Source organism: Pseudomonas sp. BN415, assembly GCF_029871195.1.
Lineage (GTDB): Bacteria > Pseudomonadota > Gammaproteobacteria > Pseudomonadales > Pseudomonadaceae > Metapseudomonas > Metapseudomonas resinovorans.
Genome location: NZ_SSOK01000029.1, coordinates 40,196 through 55,419, shown reverse-complemented (window position 1 = coordinate 55,419; position 15,224 = coordinate 40,196). Strand labels below are relative to the sequence as shown.

General features: G+C 64.0%; 16 protein-coding genes. 8 read left to right on the top strand and 8 right to left on the bottom strand.

Features of this window, described 5'->3' with window-relative positions:
* Nucleotides 1-250: 250 nt before the first annotated feature.
* Nucleotides 251-1,168, bottom strand: a complete 918-nt coding sequence (gene hpaA, locus E8F20_RS08695) for a 4-hydroxyphenylacetate catabolism regulatory protein HpaA (RefSeq protein WP_280283397.1) — start codon at nt 1,166-1,168, stop codon at nt 251-253.
* 165 nt (nt 1,169-1,333) lie between these two features.
* Between hpaA and E8F20_RS08690 the strand changes: the two genes are divergently transcribed.
* The 7 genes from E8F20_RS08690 to hpaI all read left to right on the top strand — a co-directional run bounded on the left by E8F20_RS08690 (nt 1,334) and on the right by hpaI (nt 7,374).
* The gene (locus E8F20_RS08690; protein ID WP_280283396.1) at nt 1,334-1,993 is read left to right on the top strand and encodes a fumarylacetoacetate hydrolase family protein; all 660 of its coding nucleotides are present in this window, start codon (nt 1,334-1,336) and stop codon (nt 1,991-1,993) included.
* 10 nt (nt 1,994-2,003) lie between these two features.
* Nucleotides 2,004-2,777 (top strand): fumarylacetoacetate hydrolase family protein, encoded by a 774-nt coding sequence (locus E8F20_RS08685; RefSeq protein ID WP_280283395.1) that lies wholly within the window; start codon nt 2,004-2,006, stop codon nt 2,775-2,777.
* A 5-nt stretch (nt 2,778-2,782) separates the two neighbouring features.
* Complete coding sequence (gene hpaE / locus E8F20_RS08680; protein ID WP_280283398.1) at nt 2,783-4,243, top strand: 5-carboxymethyl-2-hydroxymuconate semialdehyde dehydrogenase; 1,461 nt, start codon at nt 2,783-2,785, stop codon at nt 4,241-4,243.
* A gap of 89 nt (nt 4,244-4,332) precedes the next feature.
* Nucleotides 4,333-5,256: a 3,4-dihydroxyphenylacetate 2,3-dioxygenase gene (hpaD, locus tag E8F20_RS08675; RefSeq protein ID WP_280283394.1), complete on the top strand. Its 924-nt coding sequence runs from the start codon at nt 4,333-4,335 to the stop codon at nt 5,254-5,256.
* A gap of 11 nt (nt 5,257-5,267) precedes the next feature.
* Nucleotides 5,268-5,678, top strand: coding sequence for a 5-carboxymethyl-2-hydroxymuconate isomerase (locus E8F20_RS08670; RefSeq protein WP_280283393.1), 411 nt, complete (start codon nt 5,268-5,270; stop codon nt 5,676-5,678).
* Between the two features lie 7 nt (nt 5,679-5,685).
* Entirely contained in the window at nt 5,686-6,489 is an 804-nt protein-coding gene (gene hpaH / locus E8F20_RS08665) for a 2-oxo-hept-4-ene-1,7-dioate hydratase (protein ID WP_280283392.1), read from the top strand.
* Nucleotides 6,490-6,573: 84 nt separating this feature from the next.
* Nucleotides 6,574-7,374, top strand: coding sequence for a 4-hydroxy-2-oxoheptanedioate aldolase (gene hpaI / locus E8F20_RS08660; protein WP_280283391.1), 801 nt, complete (start codon nt 6,574-6,576; stop codon nt 7,372-7,374).
* Nucleotides 7,375-7,627: 253 nt separating this feature from the next.
* Here hpaI and E8F20_RS08655 read toward each other — a convergent pair whose 3' ends face one another.
* The 5 genes from E8F20_RS08655 to E8F20_RS08635 all read right to left on the bottom strand — a co-directional run bounded on the left by E8F20_RS08655 (nt 7,628) and on the right by E8F20_RS08635 (nt 12,862).
* On the bottom strand, nt 7,628-8,566 hold the full coding sequence (locus E8F20_RS08655) for a p-hydroxyphenylacetate 3-hydroxylase reductase component (protein WP_280283390.1): 939 nt from the start codon (nt 8,564-8,566) through the stop codon (nt 7,628-7,630).
* An 86-nt stretch (nt 8,567-8,652) separates the two neighbouring features.
* Nucleotides 8,653-9,822, bottom strand: coding sequence for a p-hydroxyphenylacetate 3-hydroxylase oxygenase component (locus tag E8F20_RS08650; protein ID WP_280283389.1), 1,170 nt, complete (start codon nt 9,820-9,822; stop codon nt 8,653-8,655).
* A gap of 285 nt (nt 9,823-10,107) precedes the next feature.
* Nucleotides 10,108-10,530, bottom strand: a complete 423-nt coding sequence (gene hpaR, locus E8F20_RS08645; RefSeq protein WP_028630992.1) for a homoprotocatechuate degradation operon regulator HpaR — start codon at nt 10,528-10,530, stop codon at nt 10,108-10,110.
* Between the two features lie 108 nt (nt 10,531-10,638).
* The gene (locus E8F20_RS08640; RefSeq protein ID WP_280283388.1) at nt 10,639-11,961 is read right to left on the bottom strand and encodes an APC family permease; all 1,323 of its coding nucleotides are present in this window, start codon (nt 11,959-11,961) and stop codon (nt 10,639-10,641) included.
* Nucleotides 11,962-12,046: 85 nt separating this feature from the next.
* Nucleotides 12,047-12,862: a carbon-nitrogen hydrolase family protein gene (locus tag E8F20_RS08635; protein ID WP_280283387.1), complete on the bottom strand. Its 816-nt coding sequence runs from the start codon at nt 12,860-12,862 to the stop codon at nt 12,047-12,049.
* Nucleotides 12,863-12,996: 134 nt separating this feature from the next.
* Here E8F20_RS08635 and E8F20_RS08630 point away from each other — a divergent pair, with 134 nt between their 5' ends.
* Nucleotides 12,997-13,785, top strand: coding sequence for a LuxR C-terminal-related transcriptional regulator (locus E8F20_RS08630; RefSeq protein WP_280283386.1), 789 nt, complete (start codon nt 12,997-12,999; stop codon nt 13,783-13,785).
* Between the two features lie 78 nt (nt 13,786-13,863).
* Here the strand turns inward: E8F20_RS08630 and E8F20_RS08625 are convergent, their stop codons facing one another.
* Both E8F20_RS08625 and E8F20_RS08620 read right to left on the bottom strand, forming a co-directional pair.
* On the bottom strand, nt 13,864-14,127 hold the full coding sequence (locus E8F20_RS08625; protein ID WP_280283385.1) for a DUF2790 domain-containing protein: 264 nt from the start codon (nt 14,125-14,127) through the stop codon (nt 13,864-13,866).
* 179 nt (nt 14,128-14,306) lie between these two features.
* Nucleotides 14,307-15,218: an HlyD family secretion protein gene (locus tag E8F20_RS08620; protein ID WP_280283384.1), complete on the bottom strand. Its 912-nt coding sequence runs from the start codon at nt 15,216-15,218 to the stop codon at nt 14,307-14,309.
* Nucleotides 15,219-15,224: the final 6 nt, after the last annotated feature.

Here is a 15,224-nt window from a genome sequence, read left to right as displayed (position 1 = left end):
GAGGGAGGGTAGTTTGGCGGAGCCAAACCCGGATGCAGGGGCAAGCCCTTTGGTTCCTTTCGGTGCTTGAGAAAGGGACTCGTCCGGGGGGAAGAAACCAGAAGCATCCGCAGAACTCGGCAAGCAGCCTGGCTCAGGACGTTCTAGCAACACTTAACGCAGACATAGCCAATTGATTCGCCAGGCGGGACGCAGTCGTGCCGTAAGTTGGCGCCGAGGAACGAGGCCCAACGTCCGGGCCAAGAACGGATCAGCGCCAGGCCTCTTCCTTGTCCCCGGCCCGGCGCTGGCGGTACTCGCCCGGAGTCATGCCGGCGTTGCGGGCGAAGAAGCGGCTGAAGTAGGCCGGATCCTTGAAGCCCAGCAGGTAGCAGATCTCGTTGGCCGAGTTGCCGGTGAACAGCAGCAGGCGCTTGGCCTCCTGCATCACCCGGTCGTGGATCAGGCGCTTGGATGGCAGGTCGGCGATGCGTCGGCAAATGTCGTTCAGGCGCGCCTCGGTCACCCCCATCTGATCGGCGTACAACCCAAGGGACCAGTGCTCGCGGTAGTGCGCCTCGATCAGCCCGTTGAAGCGGTGGAACACCTGCAGGTCTTCGTGACGCGCCGGTTGCGCCTTGAGCGAGCGGGCCGACAGACGCAGCAGGCTGATGAAGATCAGCCGCGTCAGCGCCGACAGGCTCGCCTCACGCCCCGGACGCTGGGCACCGAACTCACTGCGCAACTGGTCGAAGAGCAAATCCAGGCGTTGCACTTCCTCGCGGTATTCCTCCCCCAGTGCCGAAAAAGCGACGCACACCGGCGCAATCTGCGGACCGTCGGCCAGGCCCTGCTCGGCCTCCAGCAGCGGCCAGACCAGTTGCTGACGAACCGTGAGTACGTGGCCGTCGGCGTCCTGCTCGGTGACGAAGGCATGCGGGATGGTCGGCGGTGTGAGGAAGAACAGCGGTCCTTCCTGGCGGTATTGCTGCTCATCCAGGTAGACCCGCACCGCGCCGCTCTTCACGTAGTGCACCTGGAAAAACCGGTCGTGGCGATGCACCGGCATGTTGCGGCCGAAGAAGTCCGCCAGCTTGCCCAGGGCCTCGTAATGCACCTCGGCATCGGCGTAACGCTGGTCGTAGACCTGGCCAATGTTGATGTTGGGGATGGGCTGGCGCTCTGACATGGCGACCTTTCTCCGCTGCCTTTGCACACCTTCGATGACGAAAGGCGAAGACGCAAGGCTTGACGATCATTAACATGTTAAATATAACGTTAACACATTAACGAAACCTCGATACGGGTGGCGCGCCTGTCAGGCCCACCCGCTTTTTATCCACAGGAGACCACCATGCGCCCTGCACTCGACCACGTCGCCACCGGCACTCTGTTCGGCGTCGCGCTGAACTACCAGGGCCTGCTGGAGAGCCGTCTGGACGAATTCCAGCAGCCCCCCTACCAAAAGCCGCCGGTCAAGCCAGTGCTGTTCATCAAGACCCCGAATACCCGCAACGGCCACGGCCAGCCGGTGGTGTATCCGAAGGGCGTCGAGCGCCTGCAACCCGGCCCGGCCCTGGGTGTGGTGATCGGCAAGAGCGCCAGCCGCGTGCGCGCCGAAGATGCCGTAGCCCACGTGGCCGGCTACGTGATCGTCAACGAGTTCAGCCTGCCGGAAGTTAGCTATTACCGCCCGGCAGTGAAGGCCAAGTGCCGCGACGGCTTCTGCCCCATCGGTCCAGAATTCGTCCCCGCCGCTGATGTGCAGGACCCGCACGCCCTGACCCTCAAGCTCTTCGTCAACGGCGAACTGCGTCAGGAAAACAGCACCGCCAACCTGGTGCGCGGCATTCCCCAACTGATCGAAGAGATCAGCGAATTCATGACCCTGCACGAGGGTGACGTGCTGATCACCGGTACCCCGGAAGGCCGCGTCGACGTGCAGCCGGGCGATGTCGTGGAAGTGGAAATCAGCGGCCTCGGCCGCCTCGCCAACACCGTGGTCGCCGAATAAGGAGCCCGAGATGAAACACGCACGCATTCGCCATCAGGGCGTTATCCACAGCGTCACAGTGGAAGAAGGCAACGCCGTCCGCCTCGCCGATGGCCGCCTGCTTGCCGAAGAGCAGGTCGAGTGGCTGCCACCGGCCACCGGCAGCATGTTCGCCTTGGGCCTGAACTACGCCGACCACGCCGCCGAACTGTCCTTCAAGGCGCCCACCGAGCCGCTGGCCTTCATCAAGTCACCGGGCACCTACACCGGCCACAACCAGGTCACCTGGCGCCCGGACAACGTCGCCTACATGCACTACGAGTGCGAGTTGGTGGCAGTCATCGGCAAGCCGGCGCGCAACGTCAAGCGCGAGGACGCCCTCGCCTACCTGGCTGGCTACACCGTCTGCAACGACTACGCCATCCGCGATTATCTGGAGAACTACTACCGGCCCAACTTGCGAGTGAAGAACCGCGACGCCACCACCCCGGTCGGCCCCTGGATGGTCGACGCGGCGGACGTGCCCGCCCCCTCGAAGCTGAGGTTGTGCACCTGGGTCAACGGCGAGCTGAAGCAGGAAGGCACCACCGCGGACATGATCTTCGACATCCCTTACCTGATCGAATACTTCTCCAGCTTCATGACCTTGCAGCCGGGCGACATGATCGCCACCGGCACGCCGGAGGGCCTGGCGGACGTGGTGCCCGGCGATGAAGTGGTGGTGGAAGTGGAAGGCGTGGGCCGCCTGGTCAACCGCATCGTTAGCGAAGAGGCCTTCTTCGCCAGCAAGCAACAAGAGGCATGAGCAACATGATCAAACACTGGATCAACGGCCAGGAAGTCGAGAGCAAAGAGGTCTTCGTCAATTACAACCCGGCCACCGGCGATGCCATCGGCGAAGTCGCCAGCGGCGGTGCCGAAGAAATCGCCGCCGCCGTGGCCGCCGCCAAGGAAGCTTTCCCCAAGTGGGCCGACACCCCGGCGAAAGAGCGCGCGAAGCTTATGCGCAAGCTGGGTGAACTGATCGACGAGAACGTTCCGCACCTGGCCGAGCTGGAAACCCTGGACACCGGCCTGCCGATCCATCAGACGAAGAATGTGCTGATCCCCCGCGCTTCGCACAACTTCGAGTTCTTCGCCGAGGTCTGCACCCGCATGGACGGGCACAGCTACCCGGTGGACGACCAGATGCTCAACTACACCCTCTACCAGCCGGTGGGTGTGTGTGGCCTGGTCTCCCCGTGGAACGTGCCGTTCATGACCGCCACCTGGAAGACCGCGCCCTGCCTCGCGCTGGGCAATACCGCGGTGCTGAAGATGAGCGAGCTGTCGCCGCTGACCGCCAACGAACTGGGGCGCCTGGCGCTGGAAGCCGGCATCCCCAAAGGCGTGCTCAACGTGGTGCAGGGCTACGGTGCCACGGCTGGCGACGCCCTGGTCCGTCACCCGGATGTGCGTGCCATTTCCTTCACCGGCGGCACCGCCACCGGGCGCAAGATCATGCAGACCGCCGGCCTGAAGAAGTACTCCATGGAGCTGGGCGGCAAGAGCCCGGTGCTGATCTTCGATGACGCCGACCTCGACCGCGCCCTGGATGCCGCGCTGTTCACCATCTTCTCGTTGAACGGCGAGCGCTGCACCGCGGGCTCGCGGATCTTCATCCAGGAAGGCGTCTACGACCAGTTCGTCGCCGAGTTCGCCGCCCGTGCCAAGCGCCTGATCGTCGGCGACCCGCAGGACCCGAAGACCCAGGTTGGCTCGATGATCACTCAGGCCCACTACGACAAAGTCACCGGCTACATCCGCATCGGCATCGAAGAGGGCGCCACCTTGCTCGCTGGTGGCCTGGAGCGCCCGGCGAATCTCCCGACGCACCTGTCCAAAGGACAGTTCATCCAGCCCACGGTGTTCGCCGATGTGGATAACCGCATGCGTATCGCCCAGGAGGAGATCTTCGGCCCGGTGGTCTGCCTGATGAAATTCAAGGACGAAGCCGAAGCGCTGCGCCTGGCCAACGACACCGAATACGGCCTGGCCTCGTACATCTGGACCCAGGACATCGGCAAGGCGCACCGACTCGCCCGTGGCATCGAGGCCGGCATGGTGTTCATCAACAGCCAGAACGTGCGCGACCTGCGCCAGCCGTTCGGCGGCGTGAAGGGCTCGGGCACCGGCCGCGAAGGCGGCCAGTACAGCTTCGAGGTCTTCGCCGAGATCAAGAACGTGTGTCTTTCCATGGGTAGTCACCACATCCCGCGTTGGGGCCTGTGAGATAACTGCTACTCCATAAAGAGGGGAGTACCGCTCCCCTCCCCGTGCCGGCGTGCAACCGACCGACAACAAGACCAGGAGTTACCGTCATGGGCAAACTTGCTCTGGCTGCCAAGATCACCCACGTCCCCTCCATGTACCTGTCCGAACTGCCGGGCCCGCGCCAGGGCTTTCGCCAGGCAGCCATCGACGGGCACATCGAGATCAGCCGCCGCTGCCGCGAGCTGAACGTCGATACCATCGTCGTGTTCGACACCCATTGGCTGGTCAACGCCAACTACCACATCAACTGCGCGCCGAACTTCGAAGGCCTGTACACCAGCAACGAGCTGCCGCACTTCATCGCCAACATGGAATACGGCTTCCCGGGTAACCCCGAACTGGGCCGCCTGCTGGCCGATGAGTGCAACCGCTTGGGCGTGGAAACCATGGCCCACGACGCCACCACCCTCGGCCCGGAATACGGCACCCTGGTGCCCATGCGCTACATGAACACCGACCGCCACTTCAAGGTGGTTTCGGTTTCGGCGCTGTGCACCTCCCATTACCTGAACGACAGCGCCCGCCTCGGCTGGGCCATGCGCAAGGCGGTGGAAGAGCACTATGACGGCACCGTCGCCTTCCTCGCCAGCGGCTCGCTGTCCCATCGCTTCGCCCAGAACGGGCAAGCTCCGGACTTCGCCACCAAGGTCTGGAGCCCCTTCCTGGAAACCCTCGACCACCGTGTCGTGCAGATGTGGGAAGACGGCGAGTGGGAAGCCTTCTGCGGCATGCTCCCGGAGTACGCGGTCAAGGGCCACGGCGAAGGCTTCATGCACGACACCGCCATGCTGCTGGGTGCGCTGGGCTGGTCGAAGTACGACGGCAAGGCGGAGGTGGTCACCCCCTACTTCGGCTCGTCCGGCACCGGCCAGATCAATGCCGTCTTCCCGGTCACTCCGCAGGACGGCTCCGCCATCCCCGCTGCCCAGGCCTCCAACCCGGCCGGCGTCGTCTCCACCAGCCGCCTGTAAGGAGCATCGCCATGCCCCATCTGGTCCTACTCTACACACCCGACCTGGAGCGCGAAGCGGACATCAGCGGCCTGTGCCGCGCGCTGGCCGACCGCATGCTTGAACAGCGCGACGAAATCGGCCGCCAGGTGTTCCCCACCGGCGGCACTCGCGTGCTGGCCTACCCCGCGGCACACGCCGCCGTGGCCGACAGCCAGGGTGACTACGGTTTCCTCTACGCCAACCTGCGCATGGGCGCCGGACGCAGTCCGGCCGTGCACAAGCAGGTCGGCGACGCCCTGCTGGCGGTGCTGCGCGGACACCTCGATGAGCGGCTGGAACGCCGCCCCATCGGCATCACCCTGCAGATCGACGAAAGCCCCGGCCAGGTCTTTGATGCCAAGCACAGCAGCCTGCATCCCCTGTTCAACAAGAGTTCCTGAGGTTTCCATGCTCGACGCCAGCATCATCCAGCAAGCCGCCGCCCGCCTCGACGCCGCGGAGCGTTCCCGCGAGCAGGTGCGCCAGTTCTCCCTGGACTACCCGTCTATCAGCATCGACGACGCCTATGCCATCCAGCGCGCCTGGGTAGCGCAGAAGATCAAGGACGGTCGCAAGCTGGTGGGTCACAAGATCGGCCTGACCTCCCGCGCCATGCAGGTGTCGTCCAACATCACCGAGCCGGACTACGGCGCCCTCCTGGACGACATGCTGTTCGAGGAAGGTAGCGACATCCCCTTCGAGCGTTTCATCGTTCCACGCGTGGAAGTGGAACTGGCCTTCATCCTCGGCAAGCCCCTGCGCGGCCCGAACTGCACTGTCTTCGACGTGCTGGACGCCACCGAATGGGTGATTCCGGCGCTGGAGATCATCGACGCGCGCATCCACCAGGTGGACCCTGATACCAAGATCACCCGCAAGGTCTTCGACACCATCTCCGACAACGCCGCCAATGCCGGCGTGGTGATGGGCGGCCGCGCCGTGCGCCCCAACGAGATCGACCTGCGCCGCGTCCCGGCGATCCTCTACCGCAATGGCGTGATCGAGGAATCCGGGGTCTCCGCCGCGGTGCTCAACCACCCGGCCAAGGGCGTGGCCTGGCTGGCCAACAAGCTGGCGCCCTACGACGTCACCCTGGAAGCCGGCCAGGTCATCCTCGGCGGCTCCTTCACCCGCCCGGTGGCCGCCAACCCCGGTGACACCTTCCACGTCGACTACGACCAACTGGGCTCCATTGCCTGCCGTTTCGTCTGAGCCTCTCCTGTAGGAGCGAGCTTGCTCGCGAAGCTTTTCGCCAGCAGAGCTGGCTCCTACAGTCATGCCTTCCAAGGAGGCCCCATGGACCTGCCGATCAACACCTTCAAACAGCGCCTGCAATCCGGCCAGCCGCAGATCGGTCTCTGGCTCGGCCTGGCCGATGCCTACTGTGCGGAACTGGCGGCCAACGCTGGTTTCGACTGGCTGCTGCTGGACGGTGAGCACGCGCCCAACGACCTGCGCAGCCTGCTGGCCCAGCTCCAGGCCATTGCGCCCTACCCTTCGCAGCCGATCATCCGCCCGCCGGTTGGTGATGCTGTGCTGATCAAGCAGCTGCTGGACATAGGCGCCCAGACCCTGTTGGTGCCCATGGTGGAGTCCGCCGAGCAGGCCGCCGAACTGGTGCGCGCCATGCGCTATCCGCCGTTTGGCGTCCGGGGCGTCGGCAGTGCCCTGGCCCGTGCCTCGCGCTGGAACAGCATCCCCGACTACCTGGATAACGCTGACGAACAGATGTGCCTGCTGGTGCAGATCGAGAACCTCCAAGGCCTGGCCAACCTGGACGTAATCGCCGCCGTGGACGGCGTCGACGGCGTATTCATCGGCCCGGCCGACCTCTCCGCCGCCATGGGCCATCGCGGCAACCCTGGCCACCCGGACGTCCAGGCCGCCATCGAGGACGCCATCGCCCGCATCCGCAACGCAGGCAAGGCCGCTGGCATTCTCTCCGCCGACCAGACATTGGCCCGCCATTACATCGAGCTGGGCGCCGCCTTCGTCGCCGTCGGCGTGGATACCACGGTGCTGATGCGTGGGCTGCAGAGCCTGGCGGCGGCGTTCAAAGGGGCGCAGGCTCCGGTGAGTGGTGGTGGGGTGTATTGAATCGCCCGGGTAGAAACGGCAAGCCGGCGGATTGAGCCGGCTTTTTAGTCCCGCCGAATTGCCAGCAGCAGCCCTGTAGGATGCCCATGCTGTCAGCGCCAACAACGGCAGACACCCTGGTTTGATGGGTATCGCAAGCTCCACCCATCCTACGGCTGCGCGCTGAACATGCCTTGCGGAACGGGATCCGCCGGACCCCATACCAAGAAAATGGCGCCCACTCAGGGCGCCATTTTCATTGCCAGGCAGGGCTTCAACCCAGCGCAATCACCGCCTTGAGCATCTGCTTGAAGGTCTCCACCTGCTCCGCGCTGAACTGCGCAAACACCTTCTCCTGTTGCTCACGGGCGATGCGCCAGAGCTCCTCGGCCTGGTCCACACCCAGCGGCGTCAGCACATAGCGCTCCTCGGCATCGGCCACCATGCCCTTGCGTTTGAGGATGGCCACGGCTTCTTCGATCTCGCGCATGGGCATCGCCACTTCACGCTGCAAGTCGCAAAGACTGAGGCCGGCGTCATTCTCCAGCACCATCAGCATGCGCGCCTCGCTGGTACGCAGGCCGGTGGCCAGCTGCTTCGGCTGGTAGTTGGCCTGGTAGCCACGCACCGCCTGGGTCATCAGGTAGTAGAGGTTGTGCGACAGGCGTCCCTGAAAGGCGCTGGACGCTGGCTGGCCTTCGGCCTTCTGGGTCATACGGGTGTGGGGTAGGACCATGGAATAGGCGCCCTGGTGATAGAGCAGCGGCGAGCGGCCGAAATCGTCGAAGGCCAGTACCTTGCCGATCAGGATGACGTGGTCGCCACCCTCGACCTGCTGGTGCAACTCGCACTGGAAACGTGCGGCGCAATCCGGAAACAGAGGCGCACCACCAATACCGCTGTCGAACGCCACGCCCACGAACTTGTCATCACGCGGGCGGGCGAACTGGTTGGACAGCTCGATCTGGTCGGCGGCGAGGATGTTCACCGCGAAATGGCTGGCCTGCTCGAACACCGCCAAGCTACTGGAGCGCTTGTCGATGCTCCAGAGGATCAGCGGTGGGTCGAGTGAAACCGAGTTGAAACTGTTGGCGGTGACGCCGGCGCGCGTGCCATCCGGTGAGGTGGCGGTGACGATGGTGACCCCGGTGGCGAAGTTGCCCAGGGCGCGGCGGAAGGCACGGGAGTCGAAAGCATTTTCTTGGGACGACATGACGCAGCTCCTGGCGGCCGCCGCATGGGACGGCCGCGCGATGGTTCGAACAAGTAGCACGCAGGTGGGAGTGGCGGCGCGACGGCTCACACCATGGAGGGGTCCGGCTCCAGCCCCATCAGCTCGCGGCCAAGGATCTGCGCACAAACGTCGTAGTCGGTGTAAGCATGGGCACCGGTCATGTGGGCGTCGCGGAACAGCCGCTGCATCTCGTTGCTCTCGAACCAACTGGTGCCGCCAGCCGCATCGAACAGGCGGTCCACCGACTGGATGCACATCTTCACCGCGTAGGCCTGGTTGGTGCGCCAGAAGGCCAGAGTCTCGCGGCTCGGGTACTGGTGGCGCTCGCCGTGTTCGGCGTGTTCCTGCCAGGTCTTCTCGAGGAAGGCGCGGGCGGCGGCGACCTGGTGGGTAGACTCGGCCAGGCGCATCAGCGCCGGGGTGGCGGTGCCGACGCTGGCGCCGGTGTAGGCACGCACGCGGTTCCGGGTCTTTTCCTTGTAGGCCTCCAGCATGCGCTCGGCGATGCCCAGGCTGATCGCCGCGAAGCCGCTGGCGAAGTACGGACGGTAGGGCGCGTAGAAGATTTTGCTGTCCGGATAGAGGCCGAAGCCGTCGGAGCGGCCCTCCATCATGTCCTTGGCGGCCTGGATGCGGTAGTTCGGGACAAAGGCGTCCTTGATGACCAGCGTCTTGGTGCCGCTGCCCTTCATCCCGGCGGCATACCAGTCATCACGAATCTCGTAGTCGCTGCGCGGCAGCACGGCGAAGCAGTAGACCGGCTCGCCTTCGGCATTTTTGCGACGGCAGCCGACAATGGCCCATTCGGCATGGTCGCTACCGCTGCTCCAGCCCATTTCGCCGTTGAACAGAACCCCGCCCTCGACTTCTTCGACCTTGCCGAACGGTGCAATGGAGCTGCTGGCAGTGGCGTTGGAATCCTCGCCCCAGACTTCCTCCTGCAGGCGTGCAGAGAACATCGCCAGTTGGTGGCTGTGGGTGCACAGCAGGCTGAAGGCCCAGGCGGTGCTGGCGCAGGCGCCGGCCAGGGCAACCACGCAATCGGCGAACTCCGGCAGGGAGATTTCCATGCCGCCGTACTTCTTCGGCTGCAGCGCGCGGTGCAGGCCGATGCCCTTGAGCATGGCGATGTTCTCGTCGGGAACCTGGCGCAGCTGTTCGGCCTTCGCGGCGTTGGCAGCAATGGCAGGCAGGATGGCCTTCAGGTCGTCGAGAAGGGGGTTTGGCTTTTTCATGTCGGGCCCTGCTTATTGTTAGAGGTGGCGCCGTTGGGCCGAAGCGGTCCTGATGGCCGGATCAGGCCGCTGCCGCAGGCGGTAACCCAAGTGGGTGCAGGGCGATTATGGGACGGGGTGCCAACCCCAAAAATGGACGTTACGGACTCCCGATTGCATTTTTCATAGCGACTTGCTGTGGGGGCGAATTCATTCGCCAAGGGCAACGCAGTTGCCCCCATGAAATCCGTCAGGCAGGTCTTCGGCCTGCTTGACGAATGAATTCGCCCCCACAAGGTCCCCCCGTCAGGGTTTGATCTGCTTCAGCTCGTTGAGCAATTCGAAGAGCTGCTTGAGCTTCGCCTCGCCGAACTGATCCTGGATCTTCTGGTAATTGGCCTCCATCCCCGAGCTCATGGACACGAAGCACTGCTGGCCCTTCTCGGTGAGGTTCACCAACACGCGGCGCTGGTCCTGCGGAGCCTTGCGGCGCACCAGCATGCCATCGCGCTCCAGACGCGCCAGCACGCCGGTCATGCTCGGCTTGAGGATGCAGGCCAGATCAGCCAGTTGGTAGCTTTCCAGTTCGCCGTGCTGCCGCAGTAGGCGAATCACCCGCCATTGCTGTTCGGTCAGGTCGTGCTGGTTGAGCAGGGGGCGGAAGAAACTCATGGCCGCTTCACGGGCCTGCAGCAGAGTGAGGGTCAGGGAGGGTCTGGTTTCGGGCATGGTGGCTGTGGTCCGGGACGTATCGTGAACATTTTAACGAAAATAGCCGGACCACCACAGCTCCCGCAAGATGAAGGGGCGAAACCGTCGGGCCCGCCCCCCGGTAAATCATGCCTCCCCGAAGCTCAGCTCCGGCGGCTGACGGCGGAAACCGCCGGTGAGCCAGCCGAGGTAGATCAACCCCAGCGCCAGCCAGGACAGGCCGAGGATGATCGCCAAATGGTCGAGACTGACCATCAGCCAGAGCGTCGCGAGCATCCCGATCAGCGGAAATATCAGGAACTGCACCAGCGCGCGCGGGCCACGGCGCTCGCCGTTCAACCAGTAATGGAAGATCACCGACAGATTCACCAGGGTGAAGGCCAGGAAGGCGCCGAAGTTGATGAACGAAGTCGAAGTGGTCACGTCCATTTGCAGCGCCAGCAGGGCCACGGCTCCGCACAGCACGATGCTGCCCAGCGGGGTGCCAAAACGCTCGCTCAGGCGGCCGAACAGGGACTGCGGCAGCACGCCATCGCGCCCCATGGCGAACAGCAGGCGCGAGGCGCTGGCCTGCGCGGAAAGACCTGAAGTGAATTGGCCGACAACCAGGCCGATGAGGAAGATCGACACGAATACGTCGCCACCAATGTTGCGGGCGATCTCATAGGCGGCCGAGTCGGCGCTCTGGAACTCGCTGGATGGATGGGCCAGTTGCACGAAGTAGGAAGTGACGATGAAGATCAGGCCGCCGATCAGCGTGATCAGCAGGATGGCGCGGGGAATAGTACGGCGCGGGTCGCGCGTTTCTTCCGTCAGGGTGCTGACCGCGTCGAAGCCGAGGAAGGAATAGCAGGCGATAGCCGCACCACTCATGATCAGCGGCAATTGCATGCCCTCCTTGAGGAAGGGTTCCAGCGACCACAACGGCTTGCTCGCATCGCCAAGCACGTAGTGCACGCAGAGCACGACGAAAGCGACCAATACCAGGAACTGCACCAACATCAGCGCGCCGTTGATGTTCTTCGCCAGGCGCAGGCCGACCACGTTGATGGCAGTGGTCACACCGATGAAGGCCAGCACCCAAACCGCGTGGGGCACGGCGGGAAAGGCCGAGTGCAAGTAGGCCGCGCCGATCAACCAGATGGCCATGGGCAGGAAGAGGTAGTCCAGCAGCACCGCCCAGCCGGCGAGGAAGCCCAGCTTGGGGTTGATCGCTTTGCGCACGTAGCTGTAGGCCGAACCCGCCACGGGGAAGGCGGCGGCCATTCGCGCATAGCTCAGAGCAGTGAAGAGCATGGCCACGGAGGCTGCGACATAGGCGGCCGGTACCCGGCCGCCGGTGGTGTCGGCGAGGATGCCGAAGGTGCCCAGGACGATGATCGGGGTCATGTAGGCGATGCCGAACAGCACCACTGACCCCAGCGACAGGGTGCGCTGAAGATGAGCCATTACCGCTACTCCGAATTGTTGATTGTTGTGGCAGAGCCGATGTCGGCAGGAAGCGGCCACCCGGCGATAGGCGGCCGAAAAGGAATCAGGTGATCAGCAGCTCTCGGCGGCCGTCGGCGTGGTCGATGCGCTCACCCGGCAACACGAACCGCCGCTCTTCCAGGTAGCGGTAGTCGCGACGGGCGGCCGCGAGGCGGGACATGTCCAGTTCGACGATCTGCCGGCACTCGTCGCGCCCGGCCTCGCACAGCATTTGGCCGAAGGGGTCGACTACCGCGCTGCCGCCGGCGAACACCAGGTCGCCGTCGCCCCCGCCCACACGGTTCACCATCACCGCATAGACCTGGTTCTCCATGGCGCGGGCCATGATGGCGGTGCGGTGGGTAGGGCCATAGGGGTCCATGTTGCCGTTGGTCACCAGGATCAGTTCGGCACCCAACTGGCCGAGAGCGCGGGCACTCTCGGGGAACTCGATATCGAAGCAGATCAGGATTCCGACGCGGATGCCCTTCCACAGCGCCGTGGCGTAACGGTCACCGGGCGTGAAAATGCCGCGATCCGAGGCCCAGAGGTGGGTCTTGCGGTAACGCAGGGCGATGCCCTCCGGGGTGATCAGCAGCGTGGTGTTGTAGAAGGTACCCGCGTCGTTCTCGGCTACGCCGACGACCACCGCGACATTACGCTCGCGCGCGGCGCGCTGTACCGCCTGGACACTGGGGCCGTCCAGTGGCTCGGCAACGGCAGCGACGCTCTCTTCTGTTGGGAAGCCCATCAGTTGGGTTTCCGGGAAGACCACGAGGTCGGTATCCGGTGCACAGCCAGCGATGGCCTGGAGCGTGCGTTCGAGGTTGTAGGCAGTGTCGCCATCACGGCCGGCGAGTTGGACGAGTTCGACCTTCATGAGTACTCCTGGTTCTTGTCAGCGGGCGAGCAACGGTCACAATGCTCGGCACCCGCCCTGGTATGTCCGGAGTATGGAACGCGCCGGGGCCGGGAGTAATTACGCGGGCGTGGTAACCCATCGGGGGTAGAAATATGAATCCAACGTTGCAGGACATTGCCTGGCATCAGGCCATCGGCCGGCTGGTCGAACAGCTCGACCGTCCTGGCTTCTGGCTCGCCCTGGTGCGTTTGCTGGAGCAGTATGTGCCCTTCGATAGCTGGGTCGCCCTGCTCTTCAGCGATGGCCGACCGCAGGTGTTCGCCGAATGCCCCGGTGCCGATGGCGGGCCCGACTCGCTGTTCCAGGACTACCTGCACGGCCTCTACCAGCTCGACCCCTTCTATATCGCCAGCTGCGAGCAACACGCCAGCGGGCTGTTCCGCCTGGCCGACGTGGCGCCGGAATGCTTCGAACAGACCGATTACTACCAGCGCTACTTTCGCCTCAATGTGGTGGCTGACGAGGTGCAACTGAACGTGGCCCTGGACGGCGGCAGGACCCTCTGCCTGTCCCTCGGCTCGCGCCAGCCCTTCTCCCCGGAGCAACTTGCCCTGCTCGGCCTGATCCAGCCCTGGGTTGCCGGATTGATGCGCCAGCGCCTGACCTTCGAGAAGGAACTCATGGCCAGCCCACCGCCACCGGCACCGGCCTGGGAGGCGCAGTTGGAAGCGGCTGGGCAGAAGGTAGAGTCAGCCCTCACCACGCGCGAGATGGAAGTCGGCCGGCTGATGCTGAGTGGCTGCTCCAGCAAGGAAATTGCCCGCAAGCTGGATATCTCGGCAGAGACGGTGAAGGTCCACCGCAAGCACATCTACAGCAAGCTGGGGATCAAGTCGCAGTCGGAGCTGTTCAGCCTGTTCCTGAAGGCACAGAAGGGTTGAGGGAGTAGCTCTTCCGTGGAGGCGAATTCATTGGCCAAGCAAACCGATAGTTCGGCTCAAACAATTACTTCCTGCGAATCAACCACTACTGCAACCCTGGCCGAAAACCACATATTCCAGGCGATGAACTTTGCCTTGATGGTCTTCGTAAGTCATATAAGCCGGGACAACGCCACAAACGTCGGGGATTTCACTTTTTGAAATAACCCTGGCGATATCGAGCTCCATCCCATAGTGATACTGCTCGATAGCGATTTCTCCGGCGACAGCGGTCTCCTCCGGTTCTTCGGCCAAGGCGAAGGCAGACATGCCGGCAAGCGCCAGCAAGGCAAGAGTTTTCATTGGATAGTTTCCGAGTGCTTGGAAGTTTGAAACTTCGACCAGCTCTCCACGAACTGGCCGAAGGTACAGCGCAACACCTTTCGGTGATATTTACGGCAGCAAGTGCCTCATCGTGGGAGGCAGGGTAATTTTATTGTCTGGGTAACTTTCTAAACAGCGCCAAACACTCCAAGGACTATTTACTGGCCAAACAACAATCCATTGAGGAAGCCTGACGTTTCCGGCTTCTTGCCCGCTTCGCCAATCACCACGGTGCAGGTCATGCCGGCAGCCAGCAGCACGCCTTCCGGCACTTCATCCATGTGGATGCGCACCGGTACCCGCTGGGCCAGGCGCACCCAGTTGAAGGTGGGGTTCACATCGGCGATCAGCTCGCGGCTTTCCGGGTTGTCGCGGTCGTAGATACCACGAGCGATGCTGTCCACGCGCCCGGTGAGGCGCTCGCCGCTCATCAGCCTGAGTTCGGCGAGATCCCCCACCTTGATGCGCGGCAGGCGAGTTTCCTCGAAGTAGCCGTTGACGTAGAAGGAGCGGTCAGCCACCAGGGCCATGCTGGCTTCGCCCCGCTCGGCATAGTCGCCCTTATAGACATTGAGGTTGGTGATGTACCCGGCCACCGGGGCACGGACTTCGGTACGTGCCAGATTGAGCTTGGCGGCATCCAGGGCGGAGGCCGCCTCCTGGTACTCGGCCAGGGCGGCGGCGGCCAGGTGCCCAGAGTCCTCGCGGCTTTCACGGGAGACCACCAAGTCGTCCATGTCGGCGCGGCGGTCGGCGTTGACCTTGCGCATGTCCAGCGCGGCCCTGCGCGCCGCCACCAGCGCTTCGGCCTGCTTCACGGCCACCTCATAATGGGAAGGGTCGATACGCAGCAGCAGGTCACCGGCTTTCACCTGCTGGTTGTCCCGCACCCTGACATCCACCACCAGACCCGCCACATCCGGGGCGATGTTGATCACGTCGGCACGCACACGGCCGTCGCGGGTCCAGGGCGAGTCCATGTAGTGCGACCAGAGCGTGCGCACCAGCGCGACCGCCAGGGCGAGGATGAACAGGGTCGCGCCGACGCTGATGATTCGTTTCAGGGACATGAGGGC